This window comes from Veronia pacifica (assembly GCF_001707825.1).
Taxonomy (GTDB): Bacteria; Pseudomonadota; Gammaproteobacteria; order Enterobacterales; family Vibrionaceae; genus Veronia; species Veronia pacifica.
This window is the reverse complement of the sequence record NZ_LYBM01000011.1, coordinates 59863-83737: the sequence shown is the minus strand read 5'-3', so window position 1 is coordinate 83737 and position 23875 is coordinate 59863. Positions and strand designations below refer to the sequence as shown.

The window sequence follows — 23875 nt, the reverse complement described above, 5'->3', positions numbered from 1 at the left end:
TGCAGCCAGATCGGCTAGGACACTGTAGAGGTGTTCGCCTGGACTGAGTCCGTCAAAAAACCGGCCACTACCTCGCTGATAGCCTGAAAGTCACTCGCATCCAGCTCTTCAATAGCATGCGGGGAAAGCTCCGCCAGATGGGCAATCAATCCCATCGATTTGGCGATCTCTCCTCCCTTCGCGGTTTCCATATGTTTGAGGTCACGGGCTTTAGGTCGCCTGAGGCTAACCTGCGACAGCAACTCCCCCTCGACTTCAATGGGATAATTCAGGGTCACAATTTCCATGGCCTAGAGTCCTATGTGTTTGCGGGTATCAGCTAACTGGTCAACACCATTAATTTTGCGCACCATGTTGGCGACATCAATTTCGTGAAGGTCTTCACCGTTGACGGTCAGGCGGTAATACCGCAGGGACATCGCCACTTTCAGCGGAGTGTTATCGCCACTTTTCCAACTGCCAAAATCCATTTCAGTGACAATGCCACGAAGGGTTACCACCACCGCAAATTCACTGCCATCGGCTTCATCAATCACAGCGCCGCGCACGGTCAGGGGAATGGCATGCCCTGCCTTGAGGCCAAAACTGGTCAGTACATTCTTGTCGAACTTGGAGACAGAAAAATCGGTTTCCAGTTTCTCCATCCCCATGTCGATATCCACCGGCATGTTCATCCCGCCGCCCCGGTATTCCTCGGTCTTTATCTTGAGTTTGGGCAGATTGAGCTCATCAATGACACCGGCGTAACCTTTGCCATTTACATAGAGGTTCATCTCCCTCAGCGTATCTTTGAACATCAGACGATCTCCTCCAGATAGTCATTGACCAGACTCGACCGGAAGGTGATGTGTTCGGCCGGATAAAGGGGCGTGAAATCAAAGTCAAAGAAGACTTTGCCCTGCGCGATGTTGGATGGTGTGTTGAGATCGGGGTCAGCCCAGCACTCACCGCCGAGTATGGCCCCGAGGGCCTTGAGGTCGCGCAAATAGGCATTGACCCCTTCGGTCACGTCTTCGAGGTAGGTGGCTGTGATGTTCTGGTCCACCGCCCACATATGCGCCCGCAGTAAACTCTCATTGATCATGTCTGCGGTGCGCCTGACAGATAGGAAGGCCCACTTGGGATCACTCGAGCAGGTTCGGTTACCCCATAGGCGAAACCCATCTTTTCGGATCACCGTGGCCACATCACTCTCATTGAGATAGTTAGCACGTGCATTGGTGTCGCCAAGGGTAAAATCGACAGGCCTGTCGGTACCGGTGATGCCATAAATCTCGAGGTTCGAAGGCGACCACCAAAAACCCCGGTCATTGTCGGAGCGGGCGATCAACCCAGCCACTCTTGCACTGATTGGCTCGACAGTCTCCTTGGCCGAGACGGTGTCGAAGACTTTGGCCTTGGGGTCGACCACATAGACCCGGCCACTGCCGAAGTTTTGTCGATAGGCAATGGCATCCGCATCTTGGGTGCTTGGACCATCAGCAATGATCACCGCACGCAACCTGTCAGCAATGCCCATCATCTCGGCGACCACGGCCTGCTCGCTGGTAAAGCCGGGAGCAATCAGGATTTTAGGCGCAACACCAAGGACAGATTCAGCCGCCAATAAGGCCTGAACACCTTCATAGTTGCCAGTGTCGGTATTGACGCCGCCAATCACGTTGGCCAGCTGCTGGTTGGCATCTTTGTCGTGTTCAACGCGAATGACCACAACCATGGCCCCTGCCTGATCGAAAATGCCATCGATAGCCGAGGGCAAACTGCCTGTGTTACCAAGGGGCGCAGCTTCTGTGCGTTTACCGGCGATCAGTACCGGCATGTTGAGGGGAAATTTATCAGCATCGGCATTCGGTGCAGTACCGACAAGGCCAATGACGGCACTTTTGACAGTGCGGATAGGACGTGGCCCGCCGTTAAGCTCGACCACCTCCACCCCGTGGAGGAACTGTCCGGGCATGTGAGGTCCTCAGGTTGGGAACAAATGATCCCAGAGGATGCACCGGACAGAAGTTATTGGTTAGGTGAAATGGTTCACTTGGACAACGAATCAAGGCACTCTAGGCGGAATGTTTGACATCATCACAATCAGAAATGACAAGCACTAACCTTGCAATCGATTTTTCATTTAAATCAAACCACTCAAAGTCGAGTTTTGCTCCGTTCTTCATAGCATTTTTTGCCCCAGAGCTACTGCATATCTCATTGATGAACTTGTCTTTTGCATTCCATGGCAAGTTGACTTCATCTGCCACTTTCAGCTGGTATGTATATTCATATTTCAAAGAGTCAAAAGTTGCATAAACCCCAATACCTTTTGGCCGAATTAAACCTTTCCATATTGAATCTTCGACTGTTTTTCTCTCAATAGATAGAAGTTGATTAATGTAGGCAGAACGAACAAACCATTGCTGCAACTCCTCATCGAATTCGTCAGCGAGGGAACTGACTAGTCTTTTTGAGTGCTTATTCAGCTTTGATATTTTCTTTGTCCTTTCAGAATCCCGATTTTCTGGGTAGCCGGGAAACACTATTTCAAAACACTTTCGAGCTCTATCATTGGTATTTTCTAGAAATTCTTTCTTAGGAACAAAGTATCTCGAAACACCTGAAACATAGATACTCTCACAGTCCTCAGATTTATATACTTCGAGTACATTTTTCATTTCTTCTTCATTGAAGGCTTCTTTCAGAGCTTCAATGTTTTTTAACTTATACTTCTCCGCATATATATAAGTGCGGAAATACTCCTTCAATGTTGGCAATTGATAGCTATATGTTCCGGCCGGTTCATCTTTTTCAAAAATGTTTGTGATGACGAACTTTGCGCTGAGTCGTGAAAGCTCGTCTAAAGATTTTTCCGTATGATATGCATTGAAGAATTCGGTATACGGATCTATCTCAGACTTTGAAAAGGCAGTGCCAGAAGTTGAAAAGATGATGGCGAGAAAAAATAGATTTAAGCACCGACGTAGATTTATCATTCTGATTTCCCTCATTTTGAAAGGAAATGGTATTCAAAATCGACGTCAGTGCCCATGGGGCAGTGATTTTTATGCGGTCAGGTTAGTGTTTGTACTAATTCCCCCCCAACACCTCAGCCACTGCCGTTGCCCGTGATTCAATGTCCTCGACTACTGATTCGAGGCCCTTCACCTGAAAAGGCAGTTTTACCTCTCCACTCTCGACTTTGGTCAGGAACGAAGTTGCAAGAGCATTGAAGGGGCCAGCAGCTTCCCTGACTTCAGCCAACGTGCTGGCTGCATTGAGTTTGACCACTAACTGACAGAAACCAAACAGCAGCAACTGGACGCCATCTGCTGTGGTACCAAGAAGAGTATCTGAATCGCCAACTTCACCGGAGATCCTGCTTCGGACCTCATCACGCTGAATAATCTGCTGCACGTTCGGTGAAACTTCTATCTCCGGCTCCCCAAATTCATCGATAAACTCTGGTGAGTAAAACGAGGCAATGAAATCGTTCAGTGTGCTTTCGTCATAACTGCCGTAGAGCGATGAACCAGTCTTTTTCTCAGTCGCAATTAACATCAGTTAGCCTCCCATAGATAAGCCGTGTGGTGATGGATGGAGAAACGTCCAGATTGTTGGCATAGCGATATAGGCTTCGATCGTCTCTGTGCTTTTAAACCCAACTGAAAGGCTATTACCAAACCCACCTGTTGTGGCAGAAACGCCCACGACACCATTGATAAGAAACCACCCTTGCGGTGCACTCTGGCTCATCTCTCGCGTGACCGTCAGGCCTTTGGGTCCATGGGTCATATACCCACTATGGTCTCCAATTCCCATGACACTCCCTTTCACCAGTTTGACCCACATACGGACCCCATAGTGTCCTGAGTAAACGCTGCGTGCTTTGGGAAGAAAAACCTGTCGGCTTTCCTCATTGTCGCCCGGCGTCCCGGTGATCTTTAAAATATGTCCGTTTGTGATAGCGCCCCAACCGTTGGCGAGGCCACCTCCCCACTTGGGGAAACGTGGTCCTTTCGTATACCTTCTAAAGAAATATGGCGTTTCTCTTGTCGCTTTATCTGGATCAGTCGTTGCGTTGCTGGGTCTTTCTGGCACATATGGCGCTTCAAAGGCTGACGTGTAAGGATGAACCGCTTCGATGGTCACGCCCCTACTGGAAAAACCCTTCGGTACACCATTCTCGATATCCTTCATGAATGAGTTGCTCACAAGGTTAACGGGCAGAGGATGCTCGCTTCTGGCCTTTGAGATGTAGCCATCTATTTTACTTCGCGCACTTCCCAGCTCGCGCTTGATATCGTCGATTTGACTATCCACCGATTCGGTCAGCCGATTAGTGGCTTTCACCAGATCCGCAATGTCTTTCTCAAGGGACATACTGCCTCCTATCCTAGTTTGTCTGTCAGGTAGCGGCGCATGCCATCAATCTGCACGGTCGCGGTCTGGGCCTGCAGCATGGTTCGCCACAGGGCATCGTGTTCAAGGTCGTCTTTCAATGTCAGGTACCGGCGCAGGTGGTCAACATGGGTCGCTGCCATCTTGGCCAGCTCAGGAGCCACCAAGAGGTTCAAGTCTGCGCCTTGGTCGATGATATTGATTGAGTCAGCGGGTACACCGGTCAGCACCACATCAAAGGCCATTAAGAGGTCTACATCCGGGGATTTATAGGCCAGTGCTTTGCCGGGCTCTGAATAGACCGCGAATAAGGTACCGTCTTCGAGGAAAAAGCCGACTTCCCGCACCCAAAAGGCTTTGGCACTGTCATCGATAACGCTCAGATGAATTTGGGTGGGGGTGACTTTCTGGCCGGAGGCAATGGGAAAGCGGCTGCGCTCACGGTGCAGGTCCCGCCGGTTCTGGTCGGGACGATACGCCCCCTCCCCCAATGCCACATGGGTCAGGCGCGCGGCAAAGCCATCATGGTCGGCATTGAATACCGCCTGAAGGCCTGCTTCGGTAATCGTTGGTCGTAATATCGTGCTCACTCGGCCACTCCGGGAGATTCCACCATATAATATCTTGCAACAGCCAGACGGCGGTTGTTCAGGTGAAATCCTGCACTTAGCGTGGAAATAGTTTTTGGTACCTGCACCGGTTTTGTCTGCTGACTGAAGCGGCCAGACTGGAGCCAGCCACCGGATGAAGCCCCGGCTGCAAGGCCACTGTCGAGTCTTGCCCCAACCAGAAAATCAAAGTGGGACCTCAGGGGTTTGGTGTTCTCAACCGCCCGGGTAATGACGGCATAAAGTTCAGGATTCAGGAAAACCCGGTTGCTGATATAAGGATTGGCATTGGCCCACGCGATAAAGACAAAGGTGTGCGGTTCGCTCGAGTGAATGCGGGCCAGTGCGACGTCATCGGTGTGTTCGAACCACTCCAGCATGTCCACTGTGACGCCAAGGTTTGCCAGTGCCCGTTTCACCGCCCCGACTGTGCCCTTGCTGCGGTGGAGTCTTGCAGCATCCCGGATAACCTGTCGTTGCTGGGCTTCAGGCCAGTTTGGGTCCCAGTCATCAACAGACAAGGACCACGCCAGCCATGGCAACAACTCCAACGGACAATCATCAGGCCGCCACAGTTTGGCTAGGTCAGCGGGGATATCCGCAAGCCTTGCGGTACTGCCTTCAATCGCCCGCTCTTCGGGTGTGGCATTGGGTGGCAGCAGGGAGTCAACCATCGCTGACCGCCAAGGTAATGTCAGTACACCATGCCGCCTCATGGCTGGCCGTGTTGATGTCCGCCGCCGGAGAACTTAACAACACATTCATCACTCCCGGTTGGTGCAGGGAAGCAATGAGACCAGAGCGTGTCACCGCACGGCCAAGTTGATGACTTTCCGCGACATACTGTTGAACCGCTTTTTGCGCCGCGTCGTTCACCACCTTGCGGTCAGGGTCTGCAAAACAGATGAGGGTCGCCACGACCTTGTAGGCAATGACGTTGGCCCCTTTCACGGTCACCTTGTCAGTCAGCGGCCGGACATCCTCATCACTGAGGGCCGCTCTTACCTCAGACAGCAGGCTGGCATTGGCTTCCCCGCGTCCTTGGTGGCTTAACACTGTGACCTCAACTTCACCCGGTCTGGGGCTAATTACTGATACATCCTTGACCTCTGAAGAGGCCGATAAGGCATGATAGTGATAGCGCCTCTGGGACCGGCTGTACTCAGCCCTTCGAGGGACAGCGGCAGGCGCATCCGAAGGCTCTCATCACTTTCACCGTCACGGCGGACCACATTGAACAGAGCCGCCAACTGGTCGAGGTCGCCTCGTGAAGAGAAGGCCAACATCACCGAACGGGCCGCTTCATTGACCCGTTGCCTCAACAGCAGCTCACGATAGGCCGCCACTTCGAGAATTTTATACGCCGGATCGGATTCGACCGTTGATGAGAAAGATGGCAGCCGCTTCCGAAGGTCGGCCAGCATCTCGCCAAGAATGGTTTCGTAGTCGAGGGATTCCACCACATCCGGTGCAGTGAGTTTGGACAGGTTTATCGCCGAGGTCATACGCTCACTCCCGACAAGGTCACTGACTGGCCAAGGTATTCGCCAACAAGGGCAAGCGTCACATGGCCGGGGGTGAGGTTTGAGGTGAAGACCTGGAGCAAATGAAACCGAGGCTCCCAGCGTTCAATCGCCTCAGCCGTGGCCACATAAATCTCGCCCAGTGTCTCGTCATTCATAGGGGCATCAACCAGCTCGAACAGCCGCGAACCATAGTCCCGACGCATCACCCGGGTTCCGAGTGGCGTGGTCAGGATATCGGCCACACTCTGGCGAACATGGTCAATGCCGTTGAGAGTTTTGCCTGAGATACGATCCATGCCGTTCATTGCTGCGGGTCCGGGATAGAGGTACTGGCACCGGTTTCCGGTGATTTGTGGTTGTGGCCATTAAAGATAGCTCTGTCAGCGTCCATGGCCCTTTTGTGGTCGGTGATATCTCCGGTGGCCTTGATACTGCCGGTCACAGTGACATCGCCAATGATATTCACCCCACCCTTACTGATCAGCGTGGTGGTCCCTTCTCCGGGAAGGACAACCGTCAGCCCGTGGTGCTTGCGATCATAACTGAAGTCGGCACCGTCAGCGAACAGCACACGGCGCACATCAGCATGGTGGTCTGTGGCCGGGAATGCATCCTGATATAAAGCGGGCAACACCACACCCAGTTCAGGCTCACCGCATGGGCTCAACAACATCACCTGCTCACCCACTTCCGGGGCCCAATAGTCGGTATCCGTCCCGGCCCTGTGGGTCAGCCATGGGACCCAGCCTGTGGTCAGCAAACCGGCTGCCACCTTGACCTTGCCAAGGGGATAGTCAGTATCAACTATCACGCCGGTCATGATGAGATTACTGAGGCGGCGCTCCAGCTCAGCAAGACGCTGTAGTATCACTTCCATCATCACTCACCTCCAGATAATGGTCCCTGTCACCAAAGTGGTTAGGGTCATTGCAGACATACAGGCGGGACGGTAACACCCCGCCCTGCCAGATATCGTCGCCGACCGTGATAACCTGCTCCCATGAAATGGCCCACATGGCCACACCCTGCTTATCGACCTTGCCGGAAAAGAGGTTTTCAGCCTTGGGGGTGCTTGCCCCGCTTAATTTCCCCATTCCCCAGTGGTGACCGGGAACAAGAGCCAGCAAGGCTTCGACAATGGCCAGCGCGGATTCATCTTTGGGCAGTTTTCGCCTGTCACTGGTCATCACAAAGGCGGCCAGTTTGACGGTCAGCTGCCGCTCGCCCGTTTGGACAGGCGCCGCTTTGGACACAGCCATAATGGCAACCCGTACCGCAGGCAGCTTGGTAGCAATACGCCTAAGCTCATCAAGGTTAAACCGCCCCGGATGGGCATCGACAGCCGAGAGCTCTGGCAGTGCTTCTTTGATATTGGTAATGATGGCGTGTCGCAGGGCCAGCAGTCTCATGCCGCTGCCCCAATCAGTTCATCCGCCCATGCTTCCAGTGCCGCCTCGAGCTGCTCCATGTTGTCAGCATTGACGCCAAGGTATTCACGCTGGGGAAGATTACGCTTGTCATCGCCATATTGGTGGCTGGACGCATAGACAAGGTTACTGCCCACTTCTCCCCCGCCATCATCCACGACCGAGACAACTGAATCGACCAGATGGCCCTCGTTCTCGAGCAGTTTATGGTTAGCATGACGGGTATCGGCATAGCTGTCTGACCAGTTCGGCCAGAGGTCATAGTCGGGACTGATTTTGGTGTGTTCGAGGCGTTCGCGGGTCTGGCTTTCAACAAGGTTGGCCAGTGCGCCCATCAGGTCCTCAGTATTAACGCGGCTCAGCCTTGCTAATACGCGGTTCAACCGGTCAACACCTTTGAGTTCAATCGCTGCACCGACCGCCATCAGAAACTCCTCAATCCATCACGGGAAAACAGCCTTGGGTTTGAGGTAACAATGACGTCCTCCGCATGCGTAATGTCTTCGGTAGTCTCTTGCACCGGCAGCAGTTCAATCCGCCCTTTGGCGACACCTTCCAGCCATTGAATCGCATCCTCAAAACGCTGACGTTTTTCATCCGTCGCCCCGCCGCCATCTTCGGACAGCCAATACAGGGCAATGTCGATCGTCAAACGGGTCAGCACCTGCGGCGTATCATTTAGCGGCAAGGGATAACGGCTGCCAAGGTAGGAATCAATCAGTCCGCTGGCATCGGTGAGGCTTCTCACCACGGCAGGCTCATCCAGTTCACCCTCATGATGAGCCAATGTGAAGAGCACGTCCTCACCATAACGGGTCAGGATGTCATTGACGGTGGCATATCCGGTCACAATGTCACCCGGCATACACCGTTGACCACCTTCCCTATTTTGACGGCGCCACCTTCGAGGACCATCACGCAGACCGTGTGCTCACGGACATCACTGCCCGACACATCGAAGGCCATCAGCCACAGCAGAAACAAACAGACTTTCATCAGTTAAGCCTCATCTGGTAAATGTCCCATGCCCGGTCACGCTGGTCAGCGGTGATGTCATGGCCGAGTTGTTTTTCTATCGATTTGACGGTCGGCTTCTTGTCACCGTCCAGCATGCCCATCACCTCAACGATATCCTCAAGCCACTCTTCCGGCTCATCAATCACATCGTCAGGCAGGTCCTCGTTAATAAGCAGGCCCGCTTCGGTTTCCAGAAGTGCCAGCTGCTGGCTGTCAAAGTCAGAGGGGTCGAGTGTCAGGCCTTCATAGGGGATGTACACCCCCGCCCGTCTCATACCGGGACGTTGTCTTGCCCGGATAAAGAATGCATCTGCCATTGTGCCTCCTTGAAAAAGGCCCCCATGGCGGGGGCAAAGGTCTTCAGGTAGGAATTACAGGAAGTCAGGTATCACCAGCTGGAACTTGCCGCGCATCTCGTTCGAGACCGTGTTGCCGTCATCGGCGAACAGTTCACGCTGGAGTAGCTGGACTGCGGTTTTCTCAAGGGAAACCGGAATGACCAGCATGTTGGGTTTAATACCGAGGGGTCTGCCGCCGTCCGCCTTGAACTGGCGCATGGCACTGTAGGCTTTCCAGAGGTTGTCGAGGTTCAGCTCTGCCTTGACGGCATAGGCCATCTGCCAGAAACCAAACCCGACGTTGCAGCGAAGGTCCACCCCGTAGCGGTACATTTTGCGCATGAAGACTTCTTCATCGTCTTCTTTGGTCATCGCCACGAACTTGGGTTTTTTCCGCTCCTGATAAATGATGGGTTTGATGGCGCGGGTGGTGTCCAACAGGTACCACGCCTCGCCGTCATAGGCCTCATCGGTCATGATATTGGCGATACTCTCATCCTTTCCCTGCCCGTCCACTTTGTCGTTCACCGGGTGGTCAGGGTCAAAGAAATACTGGCCGTCATAACAGTGGGTGGCAAAGCCTTCGCGCAGCAGCGGGAAGACCATCTCGTCCGGGAACGCAGCCGTCGCCCGACCCATTTCCTGCATCATAGGGCTGTAGATACCAAGGTTGTCATCCTCAATGTCGGTGCGTTTGACGCCGACGGTCGATTCAAAATCCTTGTTAAAGATTTGGTAGCCATGGGCTTCCATGTCCTTGATAACCCTGTCACCGACCCACTCACGGAATCCCGGCCATTGACCGAGCCAGCCATAGGTGTTCGAGGCGGTGGAGGACTGAATGACGGTCGCCACTTTTTTGTATTGCGGTGTGGCCATACCAAGGCCGCCCTGAAAGGACGACTTGAAGCCGGTAAACAGGCTCTTAATCAGTTGGGGAGTAATAATCGCCATCAGTCAGTCTCCTTTGCAGCGGTAAAGTCAGTCTCTTCGATGCCAAGGAGTCGGCAGGCTGTGCGTTCTTCCTCGCTGAGGGTGTCGCGGTTAATGGCCTTGTCATCAAGGCCGCTGTCCTCACCAATTTTTGGCGAGTTCTCGACATAGGTTTCAAAGCGTTCAAGACCGCCTTCCATCTGGCAGCAGATACGGTGATAGTCGACGGTGGCTGGAGTGATGGCTCCTGCCTTGAGGGCCTTGTTCAGTGCCTGTTCAATTTGCTGGTTTAGCGCAAACTCTTCCGACGCCTTGAGTTTGTCCTCGGCAGACTGGGCGCGGTTTAAGGCTGCGTCATGGTCCTCACGGGGGACAAACTTCTCGAGTGAAGGATTGCTCGCCTGATTCATCGCGGTGGCCTTGTCATTAACCAGTCGCTCAATGGCCGACACGGCCTGCGCATCGGTTGCCTCAGGGGGCAAACCCAGCGCACTACAGATAGCCAGTGGTAAAGGCATGGTGTCCTCTCTGTCAGTGGTATTGCGCCGGTTCAGCGCGGTCAGGTGAAGGTTCGGCTGGTTTGTCAGGCCTGCCGAATAAAGCTTGAGAATGCGTTTTGATTGGGTGTCGAAGGTAAAGACAGGCGAAAGATAGCGATAGGCCCGGTTACTTACCAGTTGCTCGCCCTCTTTGGTCCATTCAATCAGTCCCCAGATTGAACCGCCTTCGCGGGCTTGTAAGGCCTTTATCCAGCCCACAGCGGGCGCAGGCTCTCCAGCCTTGCCTTTAATTTCGGTGGCATGCTCGATATCGATGGGCAAGTCTGCCCCGTTATGGGCAAAAGCCGACACAATGGCATCAGGATTGTCATTGACCCATGCACGGCCATCCCGGCCAGTGATATCAGCACCCGCAGGAATAAATTCCGCCCATTGTGGTGCGCCGTCCGTGGCAGGCTCAGCAATGGCAGTAAGGTCAGTGTTTAATGCGAAGGTTTCAGTATTCATGCCCGCACAGTAGCGCGGGCAATGATGGGTTGATCAGGTGAAATGGTGCACTTTGGATGGTTTAAATTACGCTACTAGGAACTTTTTGCGGTGACACATCTGGGGACAAAAGATAACTGATACAATTTTTTGTTGAGTCATCGGTAGAGAAAAACCAATGTAATTGGTACCTAGCTCTTGTAATTCCTACGTAGCCTAGCCTCAGGGCTTCATCATGGAGCATTTGTCGATACGAACCGTCCATTTCATCGGAAACTTCGTACAACCCTTCACGTACCGGGTGGCTAATAGGCCTTTTTATATCCCCTAACACAAACACACAATCTGCCTCTAACCCCTTACTTTGGTGGATAGTAAGGACCTTAACGTTTTCCTTTTTTAAAAGTTTATTCCAGTTCGACCCTTCATGATGATTTATATCATTTCCCCCCCTATAAAGGACTAATATCGGATTTTCAGCAGTAGCCTGAAAACGCTCTATCTCACTGATAAGTAATGTATATGCTCTGTCATAGTCAATACTGTATTGATACTTAGAAACTTTCACAGGGCGATAATATTTCGCTCCTGTTTTTAGCCCTGATGGAGCCGAAGCTTTCGCAAAATACTTTTTACCTGTTTTAATTTTTATCTTATCCACAACTCGCTGACTAGATTGCAAAATACTATCCACACTCCTGTAGTTATCTTCAAGTAGTACAGTTGCTAAATCATTATCAATGGTAAAGTACTTCTCAAAATCTATAATAAATGAAGCGGAACTTCCTCTCCATCCATAAATAGATTGATAATCATCCCCAACACAAGTAATAGAACTATTAGGATAGCCACAATTATCATAGTGACATTCAGCTGTGAGTTGTCGCTTTATATTTCTAATGAACTTAATTATATTAGGAGATATATCCTGAAATTCATCGATGAGAAGGTGATTTAATTTGTGAATAGAGTGGGAATTTATACCTCTAGAAAATAAATCATTCTCATTTGCTAAATCATAAAAAATTTCATCAAAGGTTGTAAAATCTTGATCCATTAATTCTTTTAACAATTCTCTATGATAACGCCAAGCAACCCATACAAACCGCTTATCATTCTTATTTGGTCTCTTTCTGTCAGGGTATATCTCAGTTAATTCATCTTCAGACATATGGCCTAGAGGAGTACCAATTGAGTAGCAAAAATCAATCAGGCCATTTATTTGACTTATGAAGTTATTTCTATCATCTTGTTTAAGTGGAATGTCACCCTCACACAAATAAAAAAATGAGGGGAATTCATCAGAACTATTTTTATATTTCACCTCAGTTTGTTCATTCAGTAAAATTAACTCATTCAGTTCGTTAATATTTGTAACTATGAGATAATTTGCACTTGCCTTTCTTGCAATAAATTTAACTCTAGAACCATAGGCAGACTTCATAAATAATTTTTTATCTGACAAGCACCTATAATCTCCAAAATCCGCTGCAAATGCTCCTAAGAACACTTTACATTTTAGATTATCTAAAGAAAGATGGTAGTTTAATCTACCATTACCTATAGGTATAGAACCTGCATTATTATATTTTCTAAGTAAAACACTAATATTTTTATTTTTTCTCAGCCACAAGTTAAGACATTCTTCAGTGACTTCTTCCTCTAACTTAAGGATATCATATTCACCATAATTATAATCTTTATACTTGCTACAATTCTGAATTAATGATGCAATATAAAGTAAATTAACTTCATCCTTGAATTCTTTATCTTGGCTGTATAGGTATTTAAATGTTTTGACTTTAAAAGAAGTAAGCTTTTCATTCGGACTGTTATAGTTTGATACCGTAGTATGGACATTATCAATATCATCACCATTTTCATCTTTTATTTTGCAATCTGATAATAAGTCTTTCCCATCACTATTTTTATTTATATCATATGCTATAGAATGAAAAGTTCTGATAATAGATTTTGCTTTAGCATAATCTATTGTAATCTCGAACTGTGAGCATCTTTCTAAGAATTTATCAATGAAATCCCATCGAGACTCTCTAGTAAAGGTTAATACAGTTATATTTTCTAACGGTACTGATAGGTATTTATGTAGAAAAATCATCCTGAGTATTAGAGAGGTCGACTTTCCAGACCCCGCACCAGCAAGAACCCGTAGGGATCGGTTATTACAAAAGATCATTTCTTCTTGCTGAGAGCTATATCTGACCAAGTTCTGTTCCATACTCGGCTTGGCTTGCTCACTTCTATTTATCTCATTTACTTTTTCTTTGAATTCTTCAATCGTTTCTTGAATCGATAACGAATCTTCTAATAAATGAGGGTGTACAACAGGAAGTCCTTGAGTGTTTCGCTTCATTTTTGCCACGATTCGTTCGAGGTCTAAACCATACTTCCTTCCTGCTAATAATAAATCTTCCATCGATTCATTGAGATGAGAGAGTTCTGTATCTTGCTTAAAAATAACATCATTTTTTTGATTAATGTCTATTTTGTATATTTTTTCTCTCAAAGTTAAAGATCTATTTAGCTCTGAGTATCTATAATTTTCTTTGTCTAAAGCCTTTGAGAATTCAGACTTAGTTATCTTGTAAAAAGAATTCAAATTATCAAATCTATCTTTTGTCACTAGGCCCAAGAAAGATAAAACCTCATCAAACCAAGATAGTTTTTTGTCGGTAGGAAGCTTTTCACCCAAATTCTATACCTCTTCGTATATTTTTCTCAATTACAAAAAAGAGAGCAACTCATTACCTAAATAAAATTTCCATAAGATATTAACATGGTATTTTAAACTACAATTGATATTGCGAGATTGATTCAGGCTTCATTGTCTGTGAGTTTCCATTAACCCTATCTGGAGCATTGCCTTGATGCTCATTTTCAGTATTGGCATTATCACTCTGCATCTCTCTGCGATTAGTTTCCCCTAATGCCGACATAAACTGATATGCGTCTCTTGGACTACTTGAATCCGAGGCTATTCTTATGGCCAGCCCAATACAAACACCTGTTAGAGCTGAAGAAATCCAACAGAGGATAATGTATGGGAGCATCGCTAGCACTTTGTCACTGTTGAGCGTTTCCCGAAAGATTGATAGTGTTGCGTAGGCAAAAGCACATGCGAAAACAAGTGAAAGTAATAGATAGAGAAGGTTCAAAAGCGCGTTTTGTACCACTGCCACACGAGGTGACTTACCTCTCCATTTTTCCTTTAGCTCAAAAGAGCCGTTCTCTGTATTCAAAAACTTGATGCCCCGCCTGTAGAACCGAAGTAAATCACTCGATCTATGATGGCTGAGCATGAATTCTATATGAGTAAAGGGTATGTGGGCCTTGTATTGGACCTCCATTAACTGCTCAATAACAAACTCCCGTCCTAAGTAATTAGGTTCCTTAAAGGCATTGTGTATCAGCTCGATACTCTTGTTCCTATGAACTTTCTGCGTATCTTTTATCCAAAATACCAGCTTAATCATGACGATAATCACACCGATTAATGACATAACGCTAGCAAAGTTAAATTCTTCAAACATATCTACTAAAAACCTAATAACTCCATAAAAGGGCTGACTCTGGGCATACACCATCACACAGACCAAAAAGCTAGTAATTGATAATTTAATCAATTATTTACATGTTATAAATTTGACTTTTTACTTTACCAAAAAAAATTTTTGTGTATAGATAAATGTACCATTATGAAAGGCTTGCAGTCATATAGTCACATAGCGAGGCTTATAAAGAGGAGTTTTTTCACGTCACAGAAGGTCAAATTATCACAATTTAAGGTTTATGCCTTTTCCACATCATAAATTTCATTAGTTTAAGGGAAATAAATGACGAAAAAGCGTGATACGGTTACTTATGAACTGAAGAAAGGTAACAAAGTTGTTTACGTCGGTACAACTAACAATCCAGATCGTAGAGCAAAAGAGCACAAGTCCGATGGCAAGGATTTCTCCAAGATGGAAATCACGTCCAGAAAGATGACAGAGGATGGCGCAATGAAGAAGGAAGCTGACCGCTTAAAAACTTACAGAAAAAACCACAAAAATAAAAACCCCCAGTACAACAAAGATAATGATGGGTAACCAATTCCCATAAATTGCATCAACCACTAGTGGCATCGGTGCTGTAGCCACTAGATAAAGATATTATCACTTTAAATCAGAGATTAACCCGAATCTTTAAACTCAAAACCCGAAGAATTGCGAGTGACAGCACAAAATTAAGCCTTATTAACCTTGTGTGCTTTGGTATGTTAATTGAGCCTTATGAAAGAAAGTAAATCTTTTCTTTCTACATACTCTTATTACAAAGGAGGTATCTTTATGGAAGATGAAGTTTGTTCAGTATGCGATGGCACTAAGGTTGGGAGGGCTAATTGGCAAGAACTTAATGATGATCAACCTGTAGATTACCAGCCAATTGAGTGTACACATTGTGACGGGACTGGTATCGAGCCAGAGTATTAATAGTTAAAAAATTACCGAATTCTAGTTTCAAAGAGAGGCTGCGAACATAAGGGTTTAATGCCTCTCGACCATCACCATAAGCACACGCAATTGACTTTTCTTGCTTATCTACCCATTTACTCTTGTAAAGAAATTTATCCAAACCCTGTATGGAGTACTTGCTTTTAGCCTTTTCCCCCCAAACCTTTCACAAAATCGCCACCTATAAAAGAGAATAGAAATCAATTCGTTGCACTACGCAAATGCCGTCTCAAACTCGGCACACTTTTAGAGCAAAAGCCCCTAGATCGGATTTTAGCCCCATGCCCAGTTTGGTATGCTCCGCCGAGTAAATTTATATTCCCCTTTTGAAATTTTTCACAAGCTTAATTCTCGTCACTTGTTTGTGAGTCAAAAACACTAGAGGCTCACAAAGAATAAGATATTAAATATCTAATTTATAATGGAAAGTCGTCGAGTCTATATTGACACATTGGGGCTTTTTAGACTTTTGTGTAAACAGGACAAACAATGAAAAAATTATCAGTATTAATTTTGGTATTAGCCTGTCTACAAGGATGTGCAACTACTTACCAAAGTAATGGCTTTACTGGCGGCTACTCTGAAACGCAGATAGACGAAAACGTATTTAAAGTTACCTTCAAAGGTAACGCATATACAAGTAAAGAGAGAGCTTCAGATTTTACTCTGTTGCGAAGCGCAGAACTGACATTACAAAATGGTTTCACATATTTTGCTGTTATTGATGCCAATAGTTACTCATCAAATAGTACATATACAACCCCAACAACATCGAATACATCCGCAAGCTTCTATGGTTCAGGCAGTTATACATACGGCAATGCGACAACTACAACTTATGGTGGTCAAACCTATAATATTTCAAAGCCAAACTCATCAAACACAATAGTTTGCTTTAAAGAGAAACCTGAAAACCTATTTAGCTATAATGCTAAGTTTACATACAAAAGCATTTCGCAAAAATATGGTATTTTCCCTACTGCAAGCTAGGCATCTCAAACGGCGTTCAATCGAAGTAATAAGAGGTTTGTCTATGCCCCATGGTCACCGCACCCGCGGGGGCCATGTTATTTTAGCCTTTCGCAAACAATCCCTTCACACCCTCGCAACCTATAAAAGAGAATAGAAATCACTTCGCTGTACGCATCAAATTACCTTACAAAATTGATGGCTTTTCGAGCGAACGCACTTGGGTAGGATTCTAGCTTCAGAACCAATTTGATATGCTCTACCAAGATAAAATTTATATTCCTTATTTTGGTTATTTTCTGTAAGACTGGTTAAATCGATTGTCTGTAAGACGAATGGTTAGGTCTGAAAATATTTAAAATAGTTTTTAACCCTTTATTATTCATTAGCTTATTAGGATATTTATGGATCTTGAATTTAAAAAAATTTTAGAGGAAAAGATAGATATAGTCATTAGAGAAACAATAATTGAACTAGATAGCAATATTCAAACAATGCATGCCAACCATGCTTCGGTTGGCTGGCTTCGTTCAGGAAATACCATAAGTAGAACAATACACTATATATGTCATGGAAATGAAAAAATTTATGAATCAATTATATCATTTGTAAAAAATACACCTATTGAATACTATCCAAATCTTAGCGAACATATAATAGAAATTGTCAAAAAAAAGCATGAAAGATATAATTCAGGTTGTAAAAACGTCTTATTAAATAGTTTTGAAATCTCAACTCTTTCTTCAAATCATGATGAATTCATATTAAAACTAAAAGGTAAAATGCATATTCACTTCAACAAATTTGTAAATGAGTTAAAAACCATAGAATTTTCTTTAAAAAAATCTTGTAATCAGGAAGAAATTAAATCAAAAAATAAATATTTTAAATTTAAAAAAATTTTAGAATTAATTATGTATTTACCATTGGTTATAATAATATTCTTATGGTGTTTAGATCCAGAAGGCCCATTTGAGCCATATGTGGTTCTTTTAACATTTTTAATTCCATTAACACCTAAATTTTATTCTTTTTACAAGTTAATAAGTGGTAAAATTAAAAGGTGATATTTTATACATCATAATAGTTCATGTCTAAAAGTTGAAGATCACCACACAGACGGTATGAGGCCATAAAAATTATCACTCTTTATTCATCGTCACAACAACACGCCCAGAACTTTGATGTCACTCTCGGCCAGTTCTAAACATTACGCTATTTCAAAGCTCACTCAGTTTTGCTAAATGAAAGTCTGAGGCAAAACTTTGTTCTTAACCCTTCATCAGCTCCGCCATTTTCTTGAGGAGGTTGTCTTCCATTTCGACTAGGCGTGTATTCAGCGATTCTTCATTACGAGCGAGAACGTCAGCCGTGTTTTGAAGTGCTGCCTCTAATTTGGAATGCATTTCAATGATGTTGTTATATCTATAAGGTTCGCCTTTTTCTTTCAAAAATTCATCAATTTTTACAGTGGCGCTTAGCCTTTCGAGAATTTCAGTATTTAAGCTGTTATGTGCCTGTTCTGCTGACTCTTTAATCTTTCCGTGCAGCTCTTCACCGATTCGAATCTTGAACTGCATGGTCTTATCTTCGGTCATAAATTCACCAAACCCTATTGACATGGAACCACCACGGTTCTATGTTGTTGTGGAACCTCTATGGTTCTATCTGAAACTTAGCAAAAAGGATAGATACATGACAGAGGAAAAGACCCAAATCAAGATCCGACTTGATGCATCCAATCACACTTGGCTAAAAAGACAGGCCAAGACAAATCATCGCTCCATAACAGCAGAGGTTAACTTTTTAGTTAGCCAAGTCAGGAGAAAAAGACTCATCAATAATGCTCTTTAACGAAAGAACCCCATGAGCAGCCACTCATGAGGTCCTATGTCAACACCCTATCCAAAGTAGGAGAATCGACATGAACACCGTAGCAAAGAACACTCAAGAGATTCAAGACGATATTAACCGTATGTTGGCACAGGCCAACGCCCTCATCGATACTCTCTGTGTGGACGATCAATACCGCACCATTGACATTACTACCCTGTCAAACGCCCTCTGGCTTCTCAGTGATCGCATCACAGACATTAACAACGCTTGCCAGCACCTTTTCAAGGAGGCCGCATGAACGTTATTCCTTTCCAGTTTCAAAATGCCGAAATTCGAGTAATTGACGATGATGGTAATCCTTGGTTTATAGCCAAAGACATTGCCGATATTTTAGGGTATTCCAACACATCAAAGGCCGTAAGTACCCATTGTAAAAAGATAAAAACCTGCCCTACCGAAATGGGAGGTCAGGTCAGATACGTGCAAATCATCCCAGAACGCGATGTCTACCGCCTCATCATGCGGTCCAAGTTACCCGAGGCCGAGAAGTTCGAAGAATGGGTGGTCGATGATGTCCTACCCTCGATTCGAAAGACAGGCAGCTACTCGCCAGCGGGCCAGATGAAACTCTCACGGATGGACCTGATTAACCTCGCCATGGAAGCCGAAGAGGAAAATATCCGGTTAAAAGCCAAAGTGGAGGCCGACCACCCAAAGGTTGAAGCGTTCCACCGGATAGCCTGCACCCAAGGCTCCATGTGCATCACCAATGCGGCCAAGGATTTGCAGATGCGTCCCAAAGACCTCTTCAATTGGTTATCTGAAAGGAAATGGATTTACCGACGAACGGAGAACCGAAACTGGATGGCCTATCAGGATAAGATTCAGCGGGGGCTGCTAGAGCATAAGGTGACGACAGTGAACAACGGCGAGTTTGAAAGAACAGTGGACCAAGTCCGGGTCACCTCGAAAGGACTGGCCATTTTGGCCGAACAACTCTCCCCAATGATGCCTACTAATTTGGCTCTGCTTCCTAGATAAATGTTAAGGCCCGAAAGGCCTTTATGGAGCAAAATATCTGAAAGTGGGGTATCAGCACCCCACTCTCTCGTCATCTGGGTTACAACACCCTTAAAATGCATACTTAGGCACACCTCGCAACTATACCCCCGACAAAATGACTCACCCTGATACAATCATATTTGCCAAATAAATAGCTGAAATATAACTGTAATACAGGTTATATCAGTACGTTTTCGGCAGATTTATCAATTTAATCACTCTAAATAAAAGAGCCTACAGAATGAGTAGGCATTCAACAGAGAAATGGATTTTCATGAACTTTTATATAAAAACAATCTTACTGGCAGCAGCTTTTTCCTCGAACGTATTCGCCCATTCAGGGGGTACAGATGAAAATGGATGCCATGCAGGCAGTAAGCCTTATCATTGCCATAACCCAAAAAACGGCTCAACGTCAGGTTCCGGCTCAAGCTCGGCGCAAATGCAGGCTTGGGATTTGAATATCGGATATCAGCACGACCTAAAAGATAGTGTGTATATTCCTTACGTCGGTCTGTCAGTTGGAGAAGCAGGCAGTCACCATGACAGCGTTAACCTTGGTTTAGACTTGGGAGTATCGACAGATGCTGGATGGCGTGTTGCGGTCGTGACAACATCGGAGAGCCTTCAGTTAGGTTATAAATACTTTCATATTTCAGCTAATAGAGATTATTTAGGTTTTGGTTTCCGGCTACCTCTTGTTAAGAAAAGCTCTGAAGAAAAGTCTTCCGCTTATGTAAGTGCGTCATTCCTATTTGGCAGTGAAGGTGTTCATTATCATTGATTTGAAGAGGGGACGATATGTCCCCTCTAATCAACATCCCACTCTCCAACATCTCCGCTTCAAAAGAAACTAATACATTGATTAATAGTATATTTTAGAGTTACACCCCAGAAAGACTCACCTCTTCAATGCCTTTTTATTGATAACCTTTGACGCAAATTATTTTTGATTCTTTAGGAACTATTTCATGGATTACCTAGCGCAGTTTCGTCAGTCAGTTGAGAAATCTACCCAGATGGGTATTGAACCAAGAGTCGTCAACTCATCTGAGCACCATGTATCTTTCGATGAAAAGTTCGACAGACTTATGCACGAGGTTAGTACCTTCTTAGTAAATTTGCACGGAGACGGGTACCGTGGTGCAAGCTGCATGAATTTTGCCAGCCAGGTTTTTATGTTCCTACAACAAAATAAAATCCCTTGTGAACTTACTTATGGAGAAGTTAAGTTTCGCTCTGAAAGTTTATATAGTGCAACGCAGGAAAACCTCGAAGCCGAGTGGAAAGAAATCTCTCAAGAGAAAAATATTGGAATACATGTTTGGGTCACGATTGGTGAAGACTACGTGGTGGACCCAACGACAGTATCAAGAGTAAGCAGGCACTATGGTATGCCTTGGCCACATTTCGCCGTATTACATGGCCACCAGAAAGAGCTTGTTCGTGACGAAGAGATAGAGCACATACCAATGCTGGTTGGAAAAAACTACCTAGAAAAAATAACGAGCAATGAGATTGAACTTGACTATTTATGCTCTGCTCAAAGAAAGGATTGACCAGTTGTTTAGAACACTCAATTAGGGGACATTCCGTCCCCTCCTTCTAACACCCCACTCTCTTCACCATCTCCGCATCCACTTCCACTGACGGCAACACATACCCTACTCTGCCACTGAGTTCGCTTATCGACACCTGCTTCGCACAGTAGTTGTCACTTCGCCCACTGTCCTGCTCCATAATGAATGCCACACCTTCCCCTTTGGCGTTGTAAACCAGCTTATAAAACCCAGATGGTATCTTGTGTGATTCATCAGCCTTGGGCAGTGCTGGCATCTTTTTTTCAAACAGTGACCCGGTCACAACATAGAAAGGTGACTCATAGGTGGCCCCTTTACGGATTGCTGCCTCGAGTTCTTCCCATGGTCCCTGATTCAGGGCTGACTTTTGCGGGGTGATGTTGCTGATATAGTTGGTCTCATACCAATACGGGTTATTAGCGAACGCGGCCAGCGGAGCCATGTGTCCCTTGTCGACGCCAAGTGCCTTCCACGAACCGCTGTAATCTTTCTCTTCCATCACGATATCGCTTGGGATGGCTTCATTATGGTCCCAATTCCTTCCTGGGCTCACGCCAAAGTTCTGCGGCGTCACTTCATAGGCCACCCAGTTAGCGAACTTGGTCTCAGGGCTCATCGACATGCCATAGATATGGGTGAACACCTGATGGTTACCTTCAGGGTTTTCAGGGCAGCCAATCGGGCAATGGACAGAGAAAGTGTTGGCTGAGGCCAGTGAGGGAAGCATCAGGCTGGCGGCAGCGAGTAAAAGGCGGTTCATGGGGAGTCCTTGTAAGAATTGTCCGTGATTTTAGACTTATCATACCGTGCTTAATGATTATCCCTTCCGCAATTAATTGAATTTATGTCGAAATTATAGGCAGTCAGTTTTGGATAATTAGTCCATGAGGGTCTCGCGAAGTAATATACATACAGATGATAATGTTTTAGAAAGCTGGAAAATGACAGAGAAGAACAACAAAGCTGTTTACGCTGAATCAATTGAAGAACTGAAAAAGAGAGCTTTGGATGGAGATTCTGAAGCGCAGTATGAAATTGGGATACGTTACTACCACGGTAAATCAGTTAAGTGTGATCCTAAATTATCATTTTTGTGGATCAAAACTGCTGCTATTGGTGGCAATGTGGACGCTCAGAATAGCCTCTCCGTCATGTACAAAAAAGGTGATGCCTGTAAGCCGGATATTAGTAAGGCTTTTAAGTGGGCAAAGAGAGCGGCCAAAAACAGGCACCCAGAAGCCCAGTTTAATCTATCCATCGCTTTTAAAAAGGGGCAAGGTTGCAAACCTCATTTAAAGAGGTCATTCAGGTGGCTAAAGAGAGCAGCCCATCAAAATGAAACCGCAGCTCAATATAACCTTGCTTTTGCATATCTTGATGGGGAGGGATGTAATCCCGATGAAGAAAAAGCATACTCATGGATGAAAACATCAGCAGATAATGGTAGAAGTGACGCACAATATAACCTTGCCATAATGCTTGGAGAAGGAATAGGTTGTGAGCCAGATTATGAAAAATCTTTCATTTATGCAAAGAAAGCTGTGAAGCAGTCAAATAATCCTGATGGTTACTATTTGCTTGGATTATTATATCACTCAGGTGCTGGTTGTAAGAAGTCTTTGGATAAAGCCCAAAAGTATTTCAAAAAAGCTACAAATGCGGGAGTCGAAAAGGCGTATCAATTCCTGAATCATCCGTCTTTTGAGAGAATATTTAGAGGCACTAAGTGTAAGAACCTTAAATCAGCATTTGATGACTTACAGGCTTTGATACAAGAAATAATGGATAGCTGTCGCTACTGTAATTATGTAGATGGCCCAATTTATCATTTCACTCGCTGGCCAGCGATCAACTCCATACTTCCTAAAGAGTCTAATGGCTCAGAAACGAACATAATTAGGCTTTATCATGAAGACTATATGAATGATCCGAATGAAGGAAAAAGCCTGCTTGATACTTTCAGAAGAAGCACTATCAGCACTCATCAAAAACCATATGAACTGCTTCGTGATGTTTATGATGATGACATCAATATAGAACGCGAACTCAGTAAGCACGATGCTACTTATATGGCCTCTTTCACAATGTCGAGCGACAGACTTGATTTATGGCGAGCCTACGGTGCAGATGGTGACGGCTATAGCCTGAGAGTGAACATTAAGTCTGATGAAAATTTTGCGTGGTCTTTAATAAATTCTGCCTCTGGAAAAGATGAAAGGACGTACTCTTTATACAAAGTACAGTATTCAGAAAAAGCCAAAAAAAAGGCCGTGAAGAAAATTGCTATTGCCTTAAACAAACTCCGACGCCACATTCCAACAGATAACGAAGAGCTTAAAAGAGAGTGTCATATAGCCATCTACTACATGCTTAATGAGGTGATGTACCTCTATAAAGATGAGCAATATTCCAGCGAAAACGAAGTTAGGCTGTTCACCCGTAAAGAGCTTCATGAAGCGCAACTGGACGAGAGTGATATCGGTAAACTCTTCACAACGACTGGTCCTATTCTCTTCACCGGACCAGATTCAGAAATTGTCATCGGCCCTAAGGTCAAAGACAAACGTGCCGTCGAGTTAAGCCTCAAAAAGCGCCTTCTCGAAAACGGCCATCACCACACCAAAGTCCGTCACTCTGAGATCGACTACCGATAACCAACTTGGGGGCACATCGCCCCCTTGCTCTCCCCTCTT

General features: G+C 45.7%; 32 protein-coding genes and 1 pseudogene. 9 read left to right on the top strand and 24 right to left on the bottom strand.

The window, feature by feature from the left end:
• Nucleotides 1–14 precede the first annotated feature (14 nt).
• From A8L45_RS08250 to A8L45_RS08160, 22 genes and pseudogenes are all read right to left on the bottom strand, one after another.
• Complete coding sequence (locus A8L45_RS08250; RefSeq protein ID WP_175401943.1) at nt 15–278, bottom strand: phage tail assembly protein; 264 nt, start codon at nt 276–278, stop codon at nt 15–17.
• Between the two features lie 12 nt (nt 279–290).
• Nucleotides 291–797, bottom strand: a complete 507-nt coding sequence (locus A8L45_RS08245; protein WP_068901095.1) for a phage major tail tube protein — start codon at nt 795–797, stop codon at nt 291–293.
• Complete coding sequence (locus A8L45_RS08240) at nt 797–1957, bottom strand: phage tail sheath subtilisin-like domain-containing protein (protein ID WP_068901093.1); 1161 nt, start codon at nt 1955–1957, stop codon at nt 797–799. The genes A8L45_RS08245 and A8L45_RS08240 overlap by 1 nt, the downstream gene beginning before the upstream one ends.
• A gap of 100 nt (nt 1958–2057) precedes the next feature.
• Entirely contained in the window at nt 2058–2981 is a 924-nt protein-coding gene (locus A8L45_RS08235) for a hypothetical protein (protein ID WP_068901089.1), read from the bottom strand.
• A gap of 94 nt (nt 2982–3075) precedes the next feature.
• On the bottom strand, nt 3076–3546 hold the full coding sequence (locus tag A8L45_RS08230; protein ID WP_068901087.1) for a hypothetical protein: 471 nt from the start codon (nt 3544–3546) through the stop codon (nt 3076–3078).
• Between the two features lie 3 nt (nt 3547–3549).
• On the bottom strand, nt 3550–4368 hold the full coding sequence (locus A8L45_RS08225) for a hypothetical protein (protein ID WP_068901086.1): 819 nt from the start codon (nt 4366–4368) through the stop codon (nt 3550–3552).
• A gap of 8 nt (nt 4369–4376) precedes the next feature.
• Nucleotides 4377–4976 (bottom strand): phage tail-collar fiber domain-containing protein, encoded by a 600-nt coding sequence (locus A8L45_RS08220; protein ID WP_068901084.1) that lies wholly within the window; start codon nt 4974–4976, stop codon nt 4377–4379.
• Nucleotides 4973–5668: a phage tail protein I gene (locus A8L45_RS08215; protein ID WP_068901082.1), complete on the bottom strand. Its 696-nt coding sequence runs from the start codon at nt 5666–5668 to the stop codon at nt 4973–4975. Before A8L45_RS08215 ends, A8L45_RS08220 begins: the two co-directional genes overlap by 4 nt.
• Nucleotides 5661–5963 (bottom strand): hypothetical protein, encoded by a 303-nt coding sequence (locus A8L45_RS25005; protein ID WP_489886349.1) that lies wholly within the window; start codon nt 5961–5963, stop codon nt 5661–5663. Before A8L45_RS25005 ends, A8L45_RS08215 begins: the two co-directional genes overlap by 8 nt.
• 33 nt (nt 5964–5996) lie before the next feature.
• Nucleotides 5997–6086 (bottom strand): annotated as a pseudogene (locus A8L45_RS25815) (hypothetical protein); the annotation flags it as partial.
• Nucleotides 6083–6418, bottom strand: coding sequence for a hypothetical protein (locus tag A8L45_RS25000; RefSeq protein ID WP_489886348.1), 336 nt, complete (start codon nt 6416–6418; stop codon nt 6083–6085). The gene A8L45_RS25000 and the pseudogene A8L45_RS25815, both read right to left, overlap by 4 nt.
• A 77-nt stretch (nt 6419–6495) precedes the next feature.
• On the bottom strand, nt 6496–6825 hold the full coding sequence (locus A8L45_RS08205) for a GPW/gp25 family protein (protein ID WP_068901080.1): 330 nt from the start codon (nt 6823–6825) through the stop codon (nt 6496–6498).
• A complete protein-coding gene (locus A8L45_RS08200) occupies nt 6822–7400 on the bottom strand; it encodes a phage baseplate assembly protein V (RefSeq protein WP_068901077.1) in 579 nt (192 codons plus the stop codon). Before A8L45_RS08200 ends, A8L45_RS08205 begins: the two co-directional genes overlap by 4 nt.
• Nucleotides 7369–7929 (bottom strand): phage protein Gp37, encoded by a 561-nt coding sequence (locus A8L45_RS08195; protein ID WP_068901075.1) that lies wholly within the window; start codon nt 7927–7929, stop codon nt 7369–7371. Before A8L45_RS08195 ends, A8L45_RS08200 begins: the two co-directional genes overlap by 32 nt.
• Entirely contained in the window at nt 7926–8372 is a 447-nt protein-coding gene (locus A8L45_RS08190; RefSeq protein WP_068901074.1) for a phage virion morphogenesis protein, read from the bottom strand. The genes A8L45_RS08195 and A8L45_RS08190 overlap by 4 nt, the downstream gene beginning before the upstream one ends.
• Entirely contained in the window at nt 8372–8812 is a 441-nt protein-coding gene (locus A8L45_RS08185; protein ID WP_068901072.1) for a gp436 family protein, read from the bottom strand. Before A8L45_RS08185 ends, A8L45_RS08190 begins: the two co-directional genes overlap by 1 nt.
• On the bottom strand, nt 8794–8943 hold the full coding sequence (locus A8L45_RS24995; RefSeq protein ID WP_217492136.1) for a hypothetical protein: 150 nt from the start codon (nt 8941–8943) through the stop codon (nt 8794–8796). The genes A8L45_RS08185 and A8L45_RS24995 overlap by 19 nt, the downstream gene beginning before the upstream one ends.
• Nucleotides 8943–9281 (bottom strand): hypothetical protein, encoded by a 339-nt coding sequence (locus A8L45_RS08180; RefSeq protein ID WP_068901071.1) that lies wholly within the window; start codon nt 9279–9281, stop codon nt 8943–8945. The genes A8L45_RS24995 and A8L45_RS08180 overlap by 1 nt, the downstream gene beginning before the upstream one ends.
• Before the next feature lie 54 nt (nt 9282–9335).
• Nucleotides 9336–10256 carry a Mu-like prophage major head subunit gpT family protein gene (locus A8L45_RS08175; RefSeq protein WP_068901069.1) on the bottom strand — a complete coding sequence of 307 codons (921 nt, stop codon included), beginning with the start codon at nt 10254–10256 and terminating at the stop codon, nt 9336–9338.
• A complete protein-coding gene (locus A8L45_RS08170; RefSeq protein ID WP_068901067.1) occupies nt 10256–11242 on the bottom strand; it encodes a phage protease in 987 nt (328 codons plus the stop codon). Before A8L45_RS08170 ends, A8L45_RS08175 begins: the two co-directional genes overlap by 1 nt.
• A gap of 61 nt (nt 11243–11303) precedes the next feature.
• Nucleotides 11304–13934, bottom strand: coding sequence for a UvrD-helicase domain-containing protein (locus tag A8L45_RS08165; protein WP_068901065.1), 2631 nt, complete (start codon nt 13932–13934; stop codon nt 11304–11306).
• A 97-nt stretch (nt 13935–14031) separates the two neighbouring features.
• Nucleotides 14032–14772 carry a hypothetical protein gene (locus A8L45_RS08160; protein ID WP_068901063.1) on the bottom strand — a complete coding sequence of 247 codons (741 nt, stop codon included), beginning with the start codon at nt 14770–14772 and terminating at the stop codon, nt 14032–14034.
• Nucleotides 14773–15075: 303 nt separating this feature from the next.
• On the opposite strand from A8L45_RS08160, the gene A8L45_RS08155 reads away from it, so the two are divergent.
• The 3 genes from A8L45_RS08155 to A8L45_RS08145 all read left to right on the top strand — a co-directional run bounded on the left by A8L45_RS08155 (nt 15076) and on the right by A8L45_RS08145 (nt 17771).
• Nucleotides 15076–15330, top strand: coding sequence for a GIY-YIG nuclease family protein (locus A8L45_RS08155; RefSeq protein WP_068901060.1), 255 nt, complete (start codon nt 15076–15078; stop codon nt 15328–15330).
• Nucleotides 15331–16224: 894 nt separating this feature from the next.
• Entirely contained in the window at nt 16225–16725 is a 501-nt protein-coding gene (locus A8L45_RS08150; protein ID WP_068901058.1) for a CC0125/CC1285 family lipoprotein, read from the top strand.
• Between the two features lie 383 nt (nt 16726–17108).
• Nucleotides 17109–17771 (top strand): hypothetical protein, encoded by a 663-nt coding sequence (locus A8L45_RS08145; protein WP_068901056.1) that lies wholly within the window; start codon nt 17109–17111, stop codon nt 17769–17771.
• A gap of 204 nt (nt 17772–17975) precedes the next feature.
• Here the strand turns inward: A8L45_RS08145 and A8L45_RS08140 are convergent, their stop codons facing one another.
• Nucleotides 17976–18302, bottom strand: a complete 327-nt coding sequence (locus tag A8L45_RS08140) for an Arc family DNA-binding protein (RefSeq protein ID WP_217492135.1) — start codon at nt 18300–18302, stop codon at nt 17976–17978.
• A 97-nt stretch (nt 18303–18399) separates the two neighbouring features.
• Between A8L45_RS08140 and A8L45_RS24515 the strand changes: the two genes are divergently transcribed.
• From A8L45_RS24515 to A8L45_RS08120, 5 genes are all read left to right on the top strand, one after another.
• Entirely contained in the window at nt 18400–18558 is a 159-nt protein-coding gene (locus tag A8L45_RS24515; protein ID WP_175401942.1) for a hypothetical protein, read from the top strand.
• A 70-nt stretch (nt 18559–18628) separates the two neighbouring features.
• Nucleotides 18629–18838: a hypothetical protein gene (locus tag A8L45_RS08135; protein WP_068901051.1), complete on the top strand. Its 210-nt coding sequence runs from the start codon at nt 18629–18631 to the stop codon at nt 18836–18838.
• Nucleotides 18835–19581, top strand: coding sequence for a phage antirepressor KilAC domain-containing protein (locus tag A8L45_RS08130; RefSeq protein ID WP_068901049.1), 747 nt, complete (start codon nt 18835–18837; stop codon nt 19579–19581). Before A8L45_RS08135 ends, A8L45_RS08130 begins: the two co-directional genes overlap by 4 nt.
• Before the next feature lie 295 nt (nt 19582–19876).
• Nucleotides 19877–20386: a YHYH domain-containing protein gene (locus A8L45_RS24990; protein ID WP_068901047.1), complete on the top strand. Its 510-nt coding sequence runs from the start codon at nt 19877–19879 to the stop codon at nt 20384–20386.
• A 187-nt stretch (nt 20387–20573) separates the two neighbouring features.
• Nucleotides 20574–21161 carry a hypothetical protein gene (locus tag A8L45_RS08120; protein WP_068901045.1) on the top strand — a complete coding sequence of 196 codons (588 nt, stop codon included), beginning with the start codon at nt 20574–20576 and terminating at the stop codon, nt 21159–21161.
• 46 nt (nt 21162–21207) lie between these two features.
• On the opposite strand, the gene A8L45_RS08115 is transcribed toward A8L45_RS08120, so the two are convergent.
• Nucleotides 21208–21942: a DNA/RNA non-specific endonuclease gene (locus A8L45_RS08115; protein WP_068901042.1), complete on the bottom strand. Its 735-nt coding sequence runs from the start codon at nt 21940–21942 to the stop codon at nt 21208–21210.
• A gap of 181 nt (nt 21943–22123) precedes the next feature.
• On the opposite strand from A8L45_RS08115, the gene A8L45_RS08110 reads away from it, so the two are divergent.
• Nucleotides 22124–23836, top strand: a complete 1713-nt coding sequence (locus A8L45_RS08110; RefSeq protein WP_175401941.1) for a DUF2971 domain-containing protein — start codon at nt 22124–22126, stop codon at nt 23834–23836.
• The last annotated feature ends 39 nt before the right edge of the window (nt 23837–23875 follow it).

Excerpts from the sequence above, each read along its gene's own strand:
- A8L45_RS08245 (WP_068901095.1), bottom strand. The coding sequence starts at position 797 with ATGTTCAAAGATACGCTGAGGGAGATGAACCTCTATGTAAATGGCAAA.
- A8L45_RS08240 (WP_068901093.1), bottom strand. The coding sequence starts at position 1,957 with ATGCCCGGACAGTTCCTCCACGGGGTGGAGGTGGTCGAGCTTAACGGC.
- A8L45_RS08235 (WP_068901089.1), bottom strand. The coding sequence starts at position 2,981 with ATGATAAATCTACGTCGGTGCTTAAATCTATTTTTTCTCGCCATCATC.
- A8L45_RS08230 (WP_068901087.1), bottom strand. The coding sequence starts at position 3,546 with ATGTTAATTGCGACTGAGAAAAAGACTGGTTCATCGCTCTACGGCAGT.
- A8L45_RS08225 (WP_068901086.1), bottom strand. The coding sequence starts at position 4,368 with ATGTCCCTTGAGAAAGACATTGCGGATCTGGTGAAAGCCACTAATCGG.
- A8L45_RS08215 (WP_068901082.1), bottom strand. The coding sequence starts at position 5,668 with ATGGTTGACTCCCTGCTGCCACCCAATGCCACACCCGAAGAGCGGGCG.
- A8L45_RS25000 (WP_489886348.1), bottom strand. The coding sequence starts at position 6,418 with ATGCTGGCCGACCTTCGGAAGCGGCTGCCATCTTTCTCATCAACGGTC.
- A8L45_RS08205 (WP_068901080.1), bottom strand. The coding sequence starts at position 6,825 with ATGAACGGCATGGATCGTATCTCAGGCAAAACTCTCAACGGCATTGAC.
- A8L45_RS08200 (WP_068901077.1), bottom strand. The coding sequence starts at position 7,400 with ATGATGGAAGTGATACTACAGCGTCTTGCTGAGCTGGAGCGCCGCCTC.
- A8L45_RS08195 (WP_068901075.1), bottom strand. The coding sequence starts at position 7,929 with ATGAGACTGCTGGCCCTGCGACACGCCATCATTACCAATATCAAAGAA.
- A8L45_RS08190 (WP_068901074.1), bottom strand. The coding sequence starts at position 8,372 with ATGGCGGTCGGTGCAGCGATTGAACTCAAAGGTGTTGACCGGTTGAAC.
- A8L45_RS08185 (WP_068901072.1), bottom strand. The coding sequence starts at position 8,812 with ATGCCGGGTGACATTGTGACCGGATATGCCACCGTCAATGACATCCTG.
- A8L45_RS24995 (WP_217492136.1), bottom strand. The coding sequence starts at position 8,943 with ATGAAAGTCTGTTTGTTTCTGCTGTGGCTGATGGCCTTCGATGTGTCG.
- A8L45_RS08180 (WP_068901071.1), bottom strand. The coding sequence starts at position 9,281 with ATGGCAGATGCATTCTTTATCCGGGCAAGACAACGTCCCGGTATGAGA.
- A8L45_RS08175 (WP_068901069.1), bottom strand. The coding sequence starts at position 10,256 with ATGGCGATTATTACTCCCCAACTGATTAAGAGCCTGTTTACCGGCTTC.
- A8L45_RS08170 (WP_068901067.1), bottom strand. The coding sequence starts at position 11,242 with ATGAATACTGAAACCTTCGCATTAAACACTGACCTTACTGCCATTGCT.
- A8L45_RS08160 (WP_068901063.1), bottom strand. The coding sequence starts at position 14,772 with ATGTTTGAAGAATTTAACTTTGCTAGCGTTATGTCATTAATCGGTGTG.
- A8L45_RS08155 (WP_068901060.1), top strand. The coding sequence starts at position 15,076 with ATGACGAAAAAGCGTGATACGGTTACTTATGAACTGAAGAAAGGTAAC.
- A8L45_RS08150 (WP_068901058.1), top strand. The coding sequence starts at position 16,225 with ATGAAAAAATTATCAGTATTAATTTTGGTATTAGCCTGTCTACAAGGA.
- A8L45_RS08145 (WP_068901056.1), top strand. The coding sequence starts at position 17,109 with ATGGATCTTGAATTTAAAAAAATTTTAGAGGAAAAGATAGATATAGTC.
- A8L45_RS08140 (WP_217492135.1), bottom strand. The coding sequence starts at position 18,302 with ATGACCGAAGATAAGACCATGCAGTTCAAGATTCGAATCGGTGAAGAG.
- A8L45_RS24515 (WP_175401942.1), top strand. The coding sequence starts at position 18,400 with ATGACAGAGGAAAAGACCCAAATCAAGATCCGACTTGATGCATCCAAT.
- A8L45_RS08135 (WP_068901051.1), top strand. The coding sequence starts at position 18,629 with ATGAACACCGTAGCAAAGAACACTCAAGAGATTCAAGACGATATTAAC.
- A8L45_RS08130 (WP_068901049.1), top strand. The coding sequence starts at position 18,835 with ATGAACGTTATTCCTTTCCAGTTTCAAAATGCCGAAATTCGAGTAATT.
- A8L45_RS24990 (WP_068901047.1), top strand. The coding sequence starts at position 19,877 with ATGAACTTTTATATAAAAACAATCTTACTGGCAGCAGCTTTTTCCTCG.
- A8L45_RS08120 (WP_068901045.1), top strand. The coding sequence starts at position 20,574 with ATGGATTACCTAGCGCAGTTTCGTCAGTCAGTTGAGAAATCTACCCAG.
- A8L45_RS08115 (WP_068901042.1), bottom strand. The coding sequence starts at position 21,942 with ATGAACCGCCTTTTACTCGCTGCCGCCAGCCTGATGCTTCCCTCACTG.
- A8L45_RS08110 (WP_175401941.1), top strand. The coding sequence starts at position 22,124 with ATGACAGAGAAGAACAACAAAGCTGTTTACGCTGAATCAATTGAAGAA.